The following is a 13958-nucleotide window of genomic DNA, read 5'->3' as shown; positions in this document are numbered from 1 at the left end:
GAGAATCACCATCAAATGGATTGGCATCATAGTAATAGATTCTAAACAACTCTGTTGGAGGTAAATGATATCTATTTCTGTAATTATTTACTTTCTGAATATGCTTGAAGCAGTAAGAGACGAGGTTTTTTGCCATTAATTCAGGGGTATCGTCTGGATCAAACCCCATGATGTATTTGTATCGGCGGATAAAAAATCCCCCGTCAATCAGAATAGCAGTTTTCATAGAAGTAGGTAAAAAAAAGTCCAAAGTCGGTATTTGTCGCTATTAATCCTTTAGCAAACTAAAGGTGACGAAATTCCGCTCAATGGACATTATCTAACTACAAAAATACTCAAAATAATCTTTCCAAACAAGTTTAGATCGGACAAAGGAATCGTTATTTGTCTCATTATCCATTTTTTACAAGGATGGTTAGATTTTTTCAATCCTTGTGATACAAGAAATAAAAGGCTTCGATGTTGTCCAGATAGGCTCCGTCGAAGCCTGCGTTTAACAGCTTTTGTGTATAGGAATCGCTGTTTCCGTAAATAATTTCCTGCCACTCATCTTTCCAGAATTTAACCCAGATTTCATCCTTGTAACCATCGTATTTTTTCTTCAGCCAAAGCGGATGGTGCAATCCCCAGGTTTTTTTCCAATAGTAGCGGTACTTTTCAGCCGACCCGATATTCATGTAAGAAATCACCAAACGCTGTGCACCGTTCTGCTTGGTTTTCAAACTCGCCACATCCGTTGAAGTCAGTAATTCATCCCCAAAAAACGCATCAATGATCACCACATCGAAATTGGTTTGCTGAATAGCAGAAAGGAAACCGGCTTTATCGGAATAATTATCCGTACTGATCAGATAAAGGTAATTCTGTGCCTGGGCAAGCGTTTGAATGTTGTTGGTGTTTTCGTGGTAAACGACCGAAGGAATGTATTTATAATCGTAATTCGCATTGAAGCGCGGAAATGCAATGAATTGTTCTGCATTTGCAGCCTGAAATGCATCCGGATAGTTGGAATCATCGGATAAATAATCGGCAACCAGAACTTTCAATCCGGGGCTCACTTTTCGAAGCATATTCAAGCGATATTCATCAGGAGCATAAGAACCGTTGTTATAAAATAGTTCCTCTACACCAAAACCATCAATCGCAGCGATAAAATCTGAATTGACCGCATTTTCCGGATCGGTATTCTGAAAAAGAACCTCTTCTCCGTTTTGAGGAATCAAAATAAAATTCGGATCCTGAGCTCTTGCGTATTTACTGATTGCAATGATAAAATCCTGCATTTTTACTCCTGCTTTCTGGCTTTTTTTCTCTTTACAGGAATAACTCAGGGAAAGGATTCCGAAGAGTAAAATGAGGGATTTTTTCATAAGCTTAGATTTCCGATACTTCAGAGATAACGTTCCAGGTTGCTTCTGCTGTATAATCCCATGAAAATAAAGTCGCGCGTTCGATGCTTTTAGAAGCGAGTTCGGCTTGTTTTTGTTCGTCGGAAGCGAGGTAAATCATGGCTTTGGAAACTTCATCTGTGTCGAACGGATTGACATAAATAGCTGCATCTCCGGCTACCTCAGGCAAGCAGGTTAAGTTTCCGGAAATGATCGGAATGCCGCAGCGCATGGCTTCCACAAGAGGAATCCCGAATCCTTCGAAATAAGGAATGTAGGCAAGTGCAAAAGCTGCACCCATGAGTTTGTTCAGAACGTCGAAAGAAACGTGCCCTGAAAATCGGATGCGTTTTTTCAATTCCCCGGAAACTTCCGGAATGGAAGAAGCTTTGTTGGACCACAAACTTTCACCCACAATCAACAAATCAATATCCGGATTCACGGCTGCGAATTTCCCGAATGCTTCAATGAGTCTTCCCACATTTTTGCGCGGATGAATCGCACCAACGAAAATGAAGTAGGGTCTGCCGTCCGTTTGTTCTTCCCGAACGTTCTGAATTTCTTCCATGCTTAATGGAACAAAAGACTCGGAAGCGCCATTCCATGCTGTGGTAATTTTGGATGGAGAAATACCGTAGCATTTCACAATGTCTTGTTTCGAATAGTCGGAAACGGTGAGAATATGTGTTGCTTTTTTCGCAAATTTCGGAAAGTATTTGCGTAAATACTTCAACGGGCTTTGCGGAATATCTTCCGGGTGGTGTTCGAAATTCAAATCGTGAATCACCCCGATTTGCGGAACGGGAGATTTCAACGACAAGTATCCGTCGGGAGAATAAAACACGTCGATATCGTATTTCTTCAATGCTTTCCGGATGGAATGCTCGAACCACCAGACAAACAAAAGGGGATGCCGTGCCGGAGGGAACAAAACCACCGGAGTGACGTTTTTCCCGAAGACAAATTTTTCATCAAAAGGCCGGTCGAAAAAGAAAACGAACTCGTGTTCAGGATGGGCTTCAACCATCCGTTTCACAACTTCGTAGGTATACCAACCGAAACCTTCCATTTTGGAAGACAATAAGAATCGTGTGTTTATTCCGATACGCATTGCGCCGAAGTTACAAACTCTTGGTAAAAGGAAAACCGAATCGGGTAAAAATTAAGAAGGAGCTGTACGACATCGCACAGCTCCTTCTTTAGATTTGGTTAGTTAGGTAAGTTGTAGAGATTATCCTATCCGGCAAGATAGAATGTTAAAGCAGCTGTAGGTTCGACAAAAGGAGCTACATAACCATTTCCTCTGATAATAGCGTTTACATCCATGAATCCGCCAGGTGCAGGAGGACTTACATAGTTTTTTCTTGGTGAGTAATAAGTGACAATTCCGTTAATGGTAAAATATGGAAAATTACTATATGATGGAGACGGAGACGTATTGTTGAGAGGATTTTGGAAACATCTGATCTCTAAATTATCATGATAAGTTAATCCCGTGGAATAAAAGTCGTTTACAGTATTGTTGAAATACCAGGTGCATCCGGAATTATACAAGCTATACACATTAACAGTAGCAACAGTATAGGTAACAAAATTGAATTGAGCAGCATTGAATGCGGTGTAATAGACTAAGGCTTTGCTTTGATCTGCGGATGCCATTCTGATTTGATACATTTTTCCTTTTTCTCGCTTAAAAGAGAAGTTCTTCCACTCGAAATCCAAGGCAACTGCTGATTGGGATTCTTTTTCGTCAAAAAGAGGTTTGACATCTTTTTCATCCATTTTGGTAGAGTTAACTTCTGCCATCACAATTTTTGTCTGCTCCAACTTGGCAACATACTTTTTTAGAAATGCTTCATCATTTGAAGAAACTTTTAAGGACAAATACCCGTTTTCCGGATTCTCTCCCGGAATTTTAGCAACAGCTGAAAACTTGTAATCAATTTTTCCAGGTGACTGGTTTTCAGATTGACCGATTGGTTTTTTTGTGATTTCTTCTTTCTTACACGACGATAAGAAGATTAAGGACATTGCCATCAAAGCAAGCCCACCTTTGAAGGTGATTTGATTTTTCATTTAGATGATTGTTTGAATTAATTATGGTACAAAGATACGAAATAAATCGACATTTTGATTAAATATTAATCTTTTTTTGATCAAAAAATATCAATTTAGAATGGTTAAAAATAAGATTTCCCCTCGTTTTAATTCGGATTTCAAGAGTAAGCCAAAATATCTTAAAATAATAGGATGCCTTCTTTCCAACTTTTCCTAACTTCGTACCATCTTAGTGGAAATGAAGAATAGCGTTAAATACATTTTGCAAAAAATAATGGGTTTAAACACCTATTTGTATGTGTTCGCGCTATATAAGATCAAAACGTTGCGTTCCGACAAAAAGGAAAATGACTTTTTTACTTTTCTGTCTTTGTTGAAAGACGGGAAAGGAGATGTTTTGGATATTGGTGCGAATCTGGGAATTATGACAGTTCATTTGGCGAATAAACTGCCGAATACGACCATTCATGCCTTTGAGCCGATGCCTACGAATGTGAGTGTTCTGAAACGGATTATCGCAAAATTCAAGCTGAAAAAGACTAAAATTCACGAAATCGCGTTAGGGGATGAATCCGGAACGGCGAAAATGGTTTTGCCGGTAAACGGTCAGACTGTTATGCAGGGATTGAGTCATATCAAACACGAAACGATTACCGAATGGAACGAAGGCCAGGAAGTGGATGTGAAATTGGACAAGCTGGATAATATTCTCAATGGCCAACCGGTTCAGGCGATCAAAATAGATATTGAAAATTTTGAATACTTTGCTTTGAAAGGAGCAACCCGTATTATCACCTCAAACAAACCGATTATTTACGCGGAACTTTGGAATAACGAAAACAGATCCAATTGTTTTGAATATCTGAAATCGTTTAACTACTCCATTTTTGTTGGAGAAAATAATCAGATCGTTCCATTTGATTCTTCTAAACACGACACACAAAATTTTATTTTCATCGCAGAATAACCCCGGCTAATGCAAAAACTGTTTTTAAGAGGATTAGGCATTACGCTGTTGTTAAACTTACTGGTGAAACCTGCTACCATTTTCCTGGTAGATATTAAAATGCAGAATGAATTGGGTCTCGATTCTTACGGGATTTTCCAAACGATGCTGAATTTTACCTTCCTGTTTTCAATGCTTTTGGACATGGGAATCACCAATTTCATGACCCGGATGATTGCACAACATCCACACATGATTCATAAATACGGAAACCGCTTGTTTACCTTCCGTTTAATCCTGGTTTTCATTTATGTGATCTGGACGGTTTCTCTCTTCTTTATTCTGCGTTTTCCGTATGAATGGCTTTGGGTTCTGGGGGCATTGATTATGCATCAGATCAGTATTATTACGGTAAATTATGTTCGCGCATACACCGGAGGTTTGTTGAAATTCGGACTGGATGCAGTGCTTTCCGTTGTGGAACGAAGCGTTTACTTTGTGTTGGGGGGAATTTTAATGTACACCACATTGGTGGAACCGATCACGTTGAAATGGTTCGTTTTTGCTTTTGTGAGTTCTTCCGGAATGTCTTTGATTGTGGCAACTTTCATTTATCTTCGGATTGTTGCATTGCCGCGCATTCATTGGGATTCGGATTTTTTTAAAGCCATTTTCAGACAGTCTTATCCCTACGCAATCCTGGTAATTATCATGATGCTGACATCGCGTCTGGATGCGGTTTTCTTAGAGAAATTACATCCGGAAGGAACGGTTCAGGTTTCGTATTACACGCAAAGTTTCCGTTTGCTGGATGCCTGCTGGATGTTTGCGGTACTTTTCGGAAGTATTTTGCTACCGGTTTTTTCACGCGTTCTCAAAGACAATGGTTCTACAACCGGAATTATGACCAGTGCGCTGAATATTCTCTTTTCAGGAGGAGTTTTGATGATTACACTGACGATCGGAATCAAGGAATTTATCTTCAATAACCTCTACCAGGATGCGAATTGGTTTTCGTACAATGCATGGATTTACCATTCCATTACGTTTGTCCCGATGTGTTTCACGGTTGTTTTCGGAACGCTCTTAACTGCAAACGGTTCGTTGAGAACCCTGAATCAGATTGCTTTGTTGTCTTTGATCACCATGTGTATTCTGAATGTGATCCTGATTCCGTTTTTCGGAGCGGTAGGAGCAGCAATTGCTTCCCTGGTGGCACAGTCCGTTTTGGGAGTGTTGCAGTACCTGGTTGTACGCTACCGAATGAAACATCGGTTGGCGGCAAATACCTGGTTGAAGCTCCTGATTATGACAGCGTTAATGGTGCTGTTCATGTTCCTGGAGATTCGTTTCCACTGGAATGAATTGTATTACATTCTTGGAATCGGACTGCTTTGGATTGTGTTGGTTTTCGGTTTAAAGATCATCGACGTGGTTCAGGTTTTGAAAATGCTCGACAACAAGAATAAGGTAGACTAGGCGGAAGCATCACTTTCAAGTCAGAACAAACCTCCATACTTTTAAATAGGAATCTTGTGAAAAAATATGGATAGACATCCCGCAGTGGCGGGACAAGTCGTGTCTATTAGCCCAATCACAGCAAGAGCTGCGTGATTCAAAAACTTTGCGTTCTTTGCCGCTTTGCGTTTAATTATGATGGTGATTAACAAACGCCGGGAAGCAAAGGAAGCAATGGGTTTAATCGTGGAAAATTCAAAATCACTTAACTCCTGTACAAGTCATAATCTTTTAAATTTGTGCCACCGATTTTATCTCGCAACCTTAAACTTTGATTCCGTTTCGCGGGAAGAACGGGAATTGAATTATCTTTACATTGCATGAGTGAAAATAAAGAGATTCTTGTTACGGGTGGAACTGGTTTTATCGGTTCACACACAGTTGTAGAGCTATTGGAATTAGGCTACACTCCGGTCATTTTCGATAATTGTTCCAATTCTACGAAAGCAATTGTAAAACAAATCAGTTTAATTACCGGAAAAGAATGCGCTTTTTACGAAGGTGACATGCGCAACAAAGCATTGCTTCGGTCTGTTTTCGAGAAACATGCGATTCAGGGAGTGATTCATTTTGCAGCATTCAAAGCCGTTGCGGAATCGGTGGCAAATCCTTTATCCTATTACGATAACAACCTGGTTTCGCTACTCAATTTATTTACATGCATGGAGGAATTCCGGATAGATAAATTGGTGTTCTCTTCCTCATGTACGGTTTACGGAGTTGAAAACAGCATTGAACCGTTAAAGGAAACGATGCCAATGGGAAAACCGAATTCACCTTACGGCTGGACCAAGTGGATGGCAGAACAAATTCTGGTTGACGTTGCGAGTAAAAGCAGTCTGAGACCGGTGATTTTGCGCTATTTCAACCCGATTGGTGCACATTCCAGCGGAAAACTCGGTGAATTGCCGAATGGAGTTCCGAACAACGTGCTTCCTTACATTACGCAAACGGCAGCCGGATTACGGGAAGAACTGACGATTTTCGGGAACGACTATCAAACGCCGGACGGAACCTGTGTCCGCGATTACATTCATGTCATGGATGTTGCGAAAGCGCACGTGAAAGCCCTGGAATTTTCTCTGGAATCCGGATTGGATGTGTTTAACCTGGGAACGGGAAAAGGAACTTCCGTACTCGAATTAGTGAAGATTTTTGAACGATTGACCGAAAAACCGTTGAACTACACGTTCGGACCGAGAAGACCCGGAGATGTGGATGCCTTATATGCAGATGTTTCAAAAGCGCAGAAATTTTTGAATTGGAATACTCAAAGAACCATTGAAGATGCTATTTTAGATGCCTGGAAATGGGAACAATACCGCTTGGAAAATGAAATTTCTTAAACTACTCGTCTGCCTTCTTTTCGCGATTCAGGGATTCGCACAGCCGGAAGGGAAAGATTCCAATTTCGTTTCAAGACACCGTCCGGGTATTTTTTGGTACAACACGGGCTGGCGACCTGCGAAAGTGGGAAAATTGAGAAAATACGACCGTTTGATCGTCGATGTGACGTATAATCAATTACTCTTGTCGGGCGGTTTGAAACAAAATGCAGCCCGTTCTTTTGGCTGTAACATCAATACGATGTGGGATATTCCCATTACGAACGGAAATACGGTTTCTTTCGGAATCGGATTGGCATACAAATTTCAGAAAACAGGCCCGAAAGGACTTTTCTTCAAAGACAATACCGACTCATTTACACGCTATTATGCGGATTCAAGTTATAACGATTACCGCAAGAACACGTTTGGAAATCACATGTTGGCTATTCCGATAGAATTTCGTTTCAGAACACCGAAATGGCAGCATTTCAAGGTGCATATCGGGGCTTCTGTCGGTTATCGCCTGCAAACTTTTCAAAAATTGTGGATGAACGACAAACATCATGCGTTCAAACAACGGGACTTTCCGGATGTCAACAATCTGGTTTACGGAGTTCACCTGCGGGTCGGAATCCGAAATCTGGCACTGTTTGCCGATTATACCCTGGCAAGGCAATTTAAAAGTGATAAGAGCGACAAGATCAACTCGTTAGCATTTGGACTTTCTCTTTCGATTTTTTAGAGTACATTGTCAAATAAAAATTCATTTCACACATTAGAAAATCGTTTATCTGACTAATTTTGTGGCATGCGCAATTTGATTGCTTTTTTCAAACGATTTCAGATCTTTTTGGTCTTTGTGTTACTCCAGACAGTAGCGCTTTCGGCGTATGTACAATACTCTGATTTTGCGCGTTTACAGGTGTTTTCCAGCGTGTCCAAAATCAACGGAGGTCTTTTTGAAGTACGGAACGCAATCACGAAGCATTTTAACCTGGAAAAAACCAACCGGAAACTGGAATGGGAAAATGCGCAGTTGAGAGCAAAACTCAAGGAATCAAATTACCAGGTCGGGCGCGATTTCATTCAAATTGAAGACACGAATTACCACCAGCAGTACAAGTACATTGCTGCAACAGTGATCAACAATACGTACGACAAGCGGAACAACTACATGACGATTGATATCGGTAAGAATCATGGAATCCAGAAAGGGTGGGGAGTGATTTCTTCCAAGGGAGTTGTCGGAATCGTCCATTTGGTAGGTGAATCTTATTCACTGGTAAAAACCATTCTTTCCAAAAACATCAATGTGGACGTAAGCATGCGCGATGGCGGTGCATTCGGATTGTTGAAATGGGATGGAGTGAATCCTAAAATTTGTCAGGTTACAGGAATTTCCAACGATATTACGATTAAAAAATTCACCAAAGTAATTACCCGCGGAGGATCGGGAATTTATCCGAAAGGAATTCCGGTAGGAGTGATTACGAAACGGAAGTCCATTGAAGGAAAACCATTGTGGGATTTGCAGGTAAGAATTGCAGAAGATTTCCGTACGATTCAGAATGTTTACGTTGTTAAAAACGTGATGCTGGAAGAACTGCGTGACCTGGAGAAGAAAATACCTGTAGACAAAGAAGAGGAGGAGTTGTAAGTGAATAGTTTTGTATTAAATAGCATTCGTTTTGTTTTGTTTGTACTTTTTCAGGTACTTATTCTGAACAACGTGGAACCGGGATTGGGATTGTACATCATGATTTATCCGCTGTTCATTTTCATGCTTCCGTTCCAGATGGGAACTGTTCCGTTGATGCTCTTAAGTTTTGTATTCGGATTGGTCATCGATTCATTTTCCAATACCTTTGGTTTACACGCTTCCAGCGCCGTGGTAATGGCTTTTTTTCGTCCCATTATTTTCAAATGGCTTTCTCCCAGAGATGGTTACGAAAACGTGGAATCGATCAGTGTTTACTCGATGGGAGGACGTTGGTTCCTTTATGCCTACGGAACCTTGATATTGATTCATCACACCTGGTTCTTTGCCATCGAATCGTTTAAATTGAATGAATTTGTGTGGGTCTTACTGAAGATCGGGTTAAGCGCGCCAAGCTCATTTTTATTAAGTTTATTGGTACAATTTATTTTCATCTCTAATAAAAAGGCAGTACGATGAATTTGGACGGAAGAAAATACGTCATTCTGGTATTTTTCATTCTTGTCGGGTCGATTTATTTGATCCGCCTTTTTTTCATGCAGGTAGTCGATGATTCCTGGAAACTGAGAGCACAGGAAATTGCTGAAAAGCGAAAAGAAATTACTCCACCCAGGGGAATTGTCTTCGACCGGAATGCGAAGAAAGTAGTAACAAACCGCAGTTACTACAACCTGATGATGAAAGAAGAAGAAATCCGCGATTTGGACACGGCAGCTTTTGCAAAACTGGTTGGTTGGACCAAACAGGAAGTGAAAGACCGTTTCTACCAAATCCGCAAAGGGGAAGGAAAATACCGCAATCCGAATACCGGAAAACTACAAGAGAATTATCAAAAACAGCGCGCTTATCCGTTTATCAAAGAATTAACGATTGATGAAATTACCCGGATTGCTCCGCATTTGGAAAAATATCCCGGATTTTTTGAAGATCTGACTTCCATGAGAAGCTATCCGTATGCCGGAGGAGCAAATATTTTCGGGTATCTGAACGAAGTTTCCAAAGAAGAAATAGAAGAAGATCGTTTTTACAGACCCGGAGATCAGATCGGAAGAGCGGGAATAGAACGTTATTATGAAAAACAGCTTCGCGGACAGAAAGGAATCAAATACATTGTAACTTCTGCCTTGAACAATGCGATCGAATCGTATGCCGGTGGAAAGTATGATACGTTGGCAGAACAAGGACCCGCTTTGCATTTGGGACTGGATATTCAATTGCAGGTTTACGGTGAAAAACTGATGCAAAATAAGCGCGGATGTATTGTTGCGATCGAACCGAAAACCGGAGAAATCCTGGCCTTGGTTTCTGCTCCGAGTTTCGACCCGAATATCCTGGTAGGAAGAAGAAATATCGGGTTGAATTATCCGAAATTGTTGCTGGATGAAGGAAAGCCCTTGTATCCGAGACCATTGGCTGCGGAATATCCTCCGGGATCTATTTTCAAATTATTGCAGTCTTTGATCGGACTTCAGGAAGGAGTCATTACGCCGGAATCCGGGTTTCCGTGTACCAAATCCATGGTTGGATGTCACAATCATCCGAATGCAACGAATCTTGCCGACGGAATTAAACATTCCTGCAACCCGTATTTTTATTATGTCATGCGCCGCATCATTCAGCAGGGAAAGAAGAAATCCATTTTCGCGGATGCTGAACTGGGTTTGAATGAGTGGTATGATTACATCATGAGTTTCGGTTTGGGAAGCCAGTTTGAAACAGATGTTACCGGAATGCGTTCGGGGTTGATTCCGAATTCGGCTTATTACGATAAGTGGTACGGACACAATACCTGGGCATTTTCAACCATTCGTTCCATTTCGATCGGGCAGGGAGAGGTGAAGGTAACGCCGCTTCAAATGGCCAATATTGCTGCAATTATTGCGAACCGCGGATGGTATTACACCCCGCATTTTGTGAGATCAATCGGGAACGACGGACCGCTGCCACAATTTAAAGTGGTTCATAAAACGAAAGTTGATCCGGTTCACTATGCAACGGTTGTGGAGGGAATGCGCAGAGCGGTTTATGAACCTGGTGGTACTGCAAAAAAATCCCAGGTTGAAGGAATGATTGTTTGTGGGAAAACCGGTACAGCACAAAACCCGCATGGGGAAGATCACTCGGTATTCATTTCATTTGCTCCGATGGATAATCCGAAAATTGCCATTGCAGTTTTCATTGAAAATGCAGGATTTGGTGGTGTTTGGGCTGCCCCGACTGCCAGCTTAATGATGGAAAAATACATTTACAGAAAAGTAAAAGACAAGGCGAAAGAACAAATGATCGTCTCTGCAAACCTTTTGAATATTAAGGCGAAGCCCAAGAAAAAAAAGTAAATGAGAAGAGAAGATTCATTGACCCAGCACGTTGATTGGTGGCTGCTTTTGATAGTAGTCATTATGTTAGGTATGGGAATTGCCAATGTGTATTCTGCCGCTTATAACCCGGATCATCCGAATATTTTCGACTTTTCTCAAAAATATGGAAAGCAGATCATGTGGGTCGGAATCTCCATTTTTCTTGGATTCCTGGTCTTTCTCATTGACTCGGATATTTACCGGAAGTTTGCTATTCCGATTTATCTCTTCTGTTTTTCGCTCTTAATCGTTGTTCTTTTCACACCGCCGATTAACGGGGCAAGAGCCTGGTTGGGAATTGGCTCCCTGGGAATTCAACCCGCTGAGTTCATGAAAATCGGAACGGCGATCGCACTTTCGAGGTACATTTCAACGGTAAACGTCAAGAGCCAGAATGTACAAACAGTCCTGATCGCTTTGGCAATTGTCATGGTTCCGATGGTATTGATTTTGCTTCAGCCGGATGCCGGAACCTTTGTGGTATTTACGTCCTTTTTCTTCGTCTTGTACCGGGAAGGAATCACCTTTGATCCTTTGGTATTGAAGGTCGTGAATGTGTTTCCGGGAGTTCGTTTCAAGGAAACCTGGGTGGGAAGTCACTTTATCCCGATCTTATTCTACGTTGTTTTCCTGTCGATAGTAACACTTTTGATGAGTGGAAACAAATACGAATTCACGTTCATGCGGGGTGTTTTGATTCCCGGATTTTATGGAGTCGTCACGGTAATCACTGTTATTGCCCTGATTGCTTATCTGGTTTTGCGCTGGGTTTCCTCCAAGCGGGATCACAGAAGAGTTTTGTTGATCATTATTGCCGGTTGGTTATTGTCTGTCGGAGTATCTACTGCGGTCAACTTTTCATTCTCCAGCCTGGCTCCTCACCAGAAAGACCGGATCGAATTGGTTCTCGGACTTCGAAAAGACGATGACGGAAAAGATTACAACCGGAATCGCGCCATGGCAGCCGTTGGTTCAGGCGGACTTTTCGGAAAAGGATACAAAAAAGCAAGTGTTGCCAGCGTGCGTTCCAATCACGTTCCGGAAAGTGAAACCGATTTTATCTTCTGTCCGTTGGCGGAAGAATGGGGATTCATGGGAAGTTTGGCAATCGTCATTTTGTTTATGGGAATGCTCTTCAGGATCATTGTTATTGCGGAACGGCAACGTTCAACCTTTAACCGGGTCTACGCGTATTGTGTCGCCATGATTGTCTTTTATCACTTTGCCGTCAACATCGGAATGAACATCGGATTGGCTCCGGTAATCGGAATTCCCTTACCGTTTTTTAGTTATGGTGGATCATCCCTGATGTCCTTCTCCATGCTTTTGTTTATCCTGTTGAAACTGGACAGCCAGCGCAGAGACGTTCTTTTTTAAGTGAAAATTGAGAATGTAAAATTGAAAAGAAAGCGAAGCTTTTGATAAAAAACAAGCGGTAGCGCAGTTTACTTTTCAATTCTCCATTTTACATTTTCAATTTTGAATTATTTTGGGTACTCAATATCTTCTTCGAGTTCGTCGTCGTTTTTCTTTTTCTTCTTCACTTTCTTCCATTCAAAGGTATATTCCAAAGAAAGAATGTGTTCGTGATAATTATTCTTCGCATCGAATTTCTGTCCGAAATAATACGTCAGGCTCAATTCGTTTGAACCCGGTAAATTAAAATCCAGCGAAGCACCATATCGGATGCGGTTGAATCGTTTTCCGTAAGGCCCGAATACAGGATTGTAGAAAAACTCGGTTGAAAGTTTCGGAGTAATTTTTGATTTTTTAGACCGATTCCATTCAACATACGGTTTGATTCTGAAAGAAGGATCCAGGTCGCCGCCGGTAGTGACAAATCCACCGATATACATTTGGTAACGCAAACGTGCTCCGAATTTGAACTGATTGATTTTATGTCTGAAATCGGCATTGAAATTCAGCCGGTGACTGTTTTCATAATTTCTGCGTTCGTCATAATTCGTTACAATCCGGTACTCAATGGATGGTTTGAACCAACTCAGTTTTCCGTATTTAAGACTGATCTCCTGGTACAAAGTCGTCAGCTGACCGTAGTCATTCAAACGCATATTGGTGTTCAGATTGGCCTCTAAATCATGTTTGAGTGGGCGTGTAACTCCTGCGCTGAACCAAAATTGTCCTCTGGTGCTTTGTTGTTGCTGACTCCAGGCGGAGAGGCAGAAACTCAGGAAAAGAGTAAGAAAGACCGGGGCTCTCATTTAATTTCTGATTAAGGTAATCGTCCCGATATCTACATTTTCTTTTTTGCCGATGGTTATTTTCTTGCTGACAACTTCCAGGGTGTTGTAGTCATCATCGTTATTCGGAATATTGTTTCCCGGATGAAAGATCTTGCTGTATCCGAAAATGGTATATGTTCCCGGCTGCAAAAACTCAAATTTGAATGAGCCGTCGTATGAAGCTTCTATTTTATCATTATACATGGTATTTCCTTCCCCGTAAATGATGTATAAATCTTCTTTTGCTCCGGAATAAGTCACGGTATCCGTACAAAGTCCGTTGATATATAAACGTTCGTGAACAATAACGTTTCCTGAGATTGAAGCGCGACCTCCGTCACCCTCTACTTTTTTGCATGCTGAAACGGTGGAAAGGATAATAATGCCAAAGATTAGTTTTTTC

Annotated in this window: 13 protein-coding genes; 8 read left to right on the top strand and 5 right to left on the bottom strand. The window is 41.3% G+C overall.

The annotated features are described in order from the left end of the window. Nucleotides 1–425 precede the first annotated feature (425 nt). The 3 genes from Q1V93_RS14050 to Q1V93_RS14040 all read right to left on the bottom strand — a co-directional run bounded on the left by Q1V93_RS14050 (nt 426) and on the right by Q1V93_RS14040 (nt 3464). The gene (locus tag Q1V93_RS14050) at nt 426–1370 is read right to left on the bottom strand and encodes an endo alpha-1,4 polygalactosaminidase (RefSeq protein ID WP_300665545.1); all 945 of its coding nucleotides are present in this window, start codon (nt 1368–1370) and stop codon (nt 426–428) included. Nucleotides 1371–1374: 4 nt separating this feature from the next. Continuing rightward, the gene (locus Q1V93_RS14045) at nt 1375–2499 is read right to left on the bottom strand and encodes a glycosyltransferase family 1 protein (protein WP_300665544.1); all 1125 of its coding nucleotides are present in this window, start codon (nt 2497–2499) and stop codon (nt 1375–1377) included. 125 nt (nt 2500–2624) lie between these two features. After that, nucleotides 2625–3464 (bottom strand): hypothetical protein, encoded by an 840-nt coding sequence (locus Q1V93_RS14040; RefSeq protein ID WP_300665543.1) that lies wholly within the window; start codon nt 3462–3464, stop codon nt 2625–2627. Between the two features lie 220 nt (nt 3465–3684). Here Q1V93_RS14040 and Q1V93_RS14035 point away from each other — a divergent pair, with 220 nt between their 5' ends. The 8 genes from Q1V93_RS14035 (at nt 3685) to rodA (ending at nt 12689) form a co-directional block, all read left to right on the top strand. Next, complete coding sequence (locus tag Q1V93_RS14035; protein ID WP_300665542.1) at nt 3685–4413, top strand: FkbM family methyltransferase; 729 nt, start codon at nt 3685–3687, stop codon at nt 4411–4413. A 9-nt stretch (nt 4414–4422) separates the two neighbouring features. Further along, on the top strand, nt 4423–5871 hold the full coding sequence (locus Q1V93_RS14030) for an oligosaccharide flippase family protein (RefSeq protein WP_300665541.1): 1449 nt from the start codon (nt 4423–4425) through the stop codon (nt 5869–5871). Between the two features lie 359 nt (nt 5872–6230). Beyond that, nucleotides 6231–7256, top strand: coding sequence for a UDP-glucose 4-epimerase GalE (galE, locus tag Q1V93_RS14025; protein ID WP_300665540.1), 1026 nt, complete (start codon nt 6231–6233; stop codon nt 7254–7256). Further along, nucleotides 7243–7980, top strand: coding sequence for a hypothetical protein (locus Q1V93_RS14020; protein WP_300665538.1), 738 nt, complete (start codon nt 7243–7245; stop codon nt 7978–7980). Before galE ends, Q1V93_RS14020 begins: the two co-directional genes overlap by 14 nt. Nucleotides 7981–8046: 66 nt before the next feature. After that, the gene (mreC, locus tag Q1V93_RS14015; RefSeq protein WP_300665537.1) at nt 8047–8895 is read left to right on the top strand and encodes a rod shape-determining protein MreC; all 849 of its coding nucleotides are present in this window, start codon (nt 8047–8049) and stop codon (nt 8893–8895) included. A 36-nt stretch (nt 8896–8931) separates the two neighbouring features. After that, entirely contained in the window at nt 8932–9414 is a 483-nt protein-coding gene (locus Q1V93_RS14010) for a hypothetical protein (protein WP_300665536.1), read from the top strand. Next, complete coding sequence (locus Q1V93_RS14005; protein WP_300665535.1) at nt 9411–11291, top strand: penicillin-binding transpeptidase domain-containing protein; 1881 nt, start codon at nt 9411–9413, stop codon at nt 11289–11291. The genes Q1V93_RS14010 and Q1V93_RS14005 overlap by 4 nt, the downstream gene beginning before the upstream one ends. Beyond that, nucleotides 11292–12689, top strand: a complete 1398-nt coding sequence (gene rodA / locus Q1V93_RS14000; RefSeq protein WP_300665534.1) for a rod shape-determining protein RodA — start codon at nt 11292–11294, stop codon at nt 12687–12689. 107 nt (nt 12690–12796) lie between these two features. Here the strand turns inward: rodA and Q1V93_RS13995 are convergent, their stop codons facing one another. Then, nucleotides 12797–13534: a DUF2490 domain-containing protein gene (locus Q1V93_RS13995; RefSeq protein ID WP_300665532.1), complete on the bottom strand. Its 738-nt coding sequence runs from the start codon at nt 13532–13534 to the stop codon at nt 12797–12799. Next, the coding region (locus Q1V93_RS13990; protein WP_300665531.1) for a hypothetical protein at nt 13535–13958 on the bottom strand (424 nt) is incomplete at its 5' end.

Source organism: Fluviicola sp., assembly GCF_030151805.1.
Taxonomy (GTDB): Bacteria; Bacteroidota; Bacteroidia; order Flavobacteriales_D; family Crocinitomicaceae; genus Fluviicola.
The sequence above is the reverse complement of the archived record's forward strand: the minus strand, read 5'-3'. Positions and strand labels throughout refer to the sequence as shown.

What these genes read in the sequence shown, in the direction of transcription:
- Q1V93_RS14050 (WP_300665545.1), bottom strand. Translation starts at nt 1,370, where the DNA reads ATGAAAAAATCCCTCATTTTACTCTTCGGAATCCTTTCCCTGAGTTAT.
- Q1V93_RS14045 (WP_300665544.1), bottom strand. Translation starts at nt 2,499, where the DNA reads ATGCGTATCGGAATAAACACACGATTCTTATTGTCTTCCAAAATGGAA.
- Q1V93_RS14040 (WP_300665543.1), bottom strand. Translation starts at nt 3,464, where the DNA reads ATGAAAAATCAAATCACCTTCAAAGGTGGGCTTGCTTTGATGGCAATG.
- Q1V93_RS14035 (WP_300665542.1), top strand. Translation starts at nt 3,685, where the DNA reads ATGAAGAATAGCGTTAAATACATTTTGCAAAAAATAATGGGTTTAAAC.
- Q1V93_RS14030 (WP_300665541.1), top strand. Translation starts at nt 4,423, where the DNA reads ATGCAAAAACTGTTTTTAAGAGGATTAGGCATTACGCTGTTGTTAAAC.
- galE (WP_300665540.1), top strand. Translation starts at nt 6,231, where the DNA reads ATGAGTGAAAATAAAGAGATTCTTGTTACGGGTGGAACTGGTTTTATC.
- Q1V93_RS14020 (WP_300665538.1), top strand. Translation starts at nt 7,243, where the DNA reads ATGAAATTTCTTAAACTACTCGTCTGCCTTCTTTTCGCGATTCAGGGA.
- mreC (WP_300665537.1), top strand. Translation starts at nt 8,047, where the DNA reads ATGCGCAATTTGATTGCTTTTTTCAAACGATTTCAGATCTTTTTGGTC.
- Q1V93_RS14005 (WP_300665535.1), top strand. Translation starts at nt 9,411, where the DNA reads ATGAATTTGGACGGAAGAAAATACGTCATTCTGGTATTTTTCATTCTT.
- rodA (WP_300665534.1), top strand. Translation starts at nt 11,292, where the DNA reads ATGAGAAGAGAAGATTCATTGACCCAGCACGTTGATTGGTGGCTGCTT.
- Q1V93_RS13995 (WP_300665532.1), bottom strand. Translation starts at nt 13,534, where the DNA reads ATGAGAGCCCCGGTCTTTCTTACTCTTTTCCTGAGTTTCTGCCTCTCC.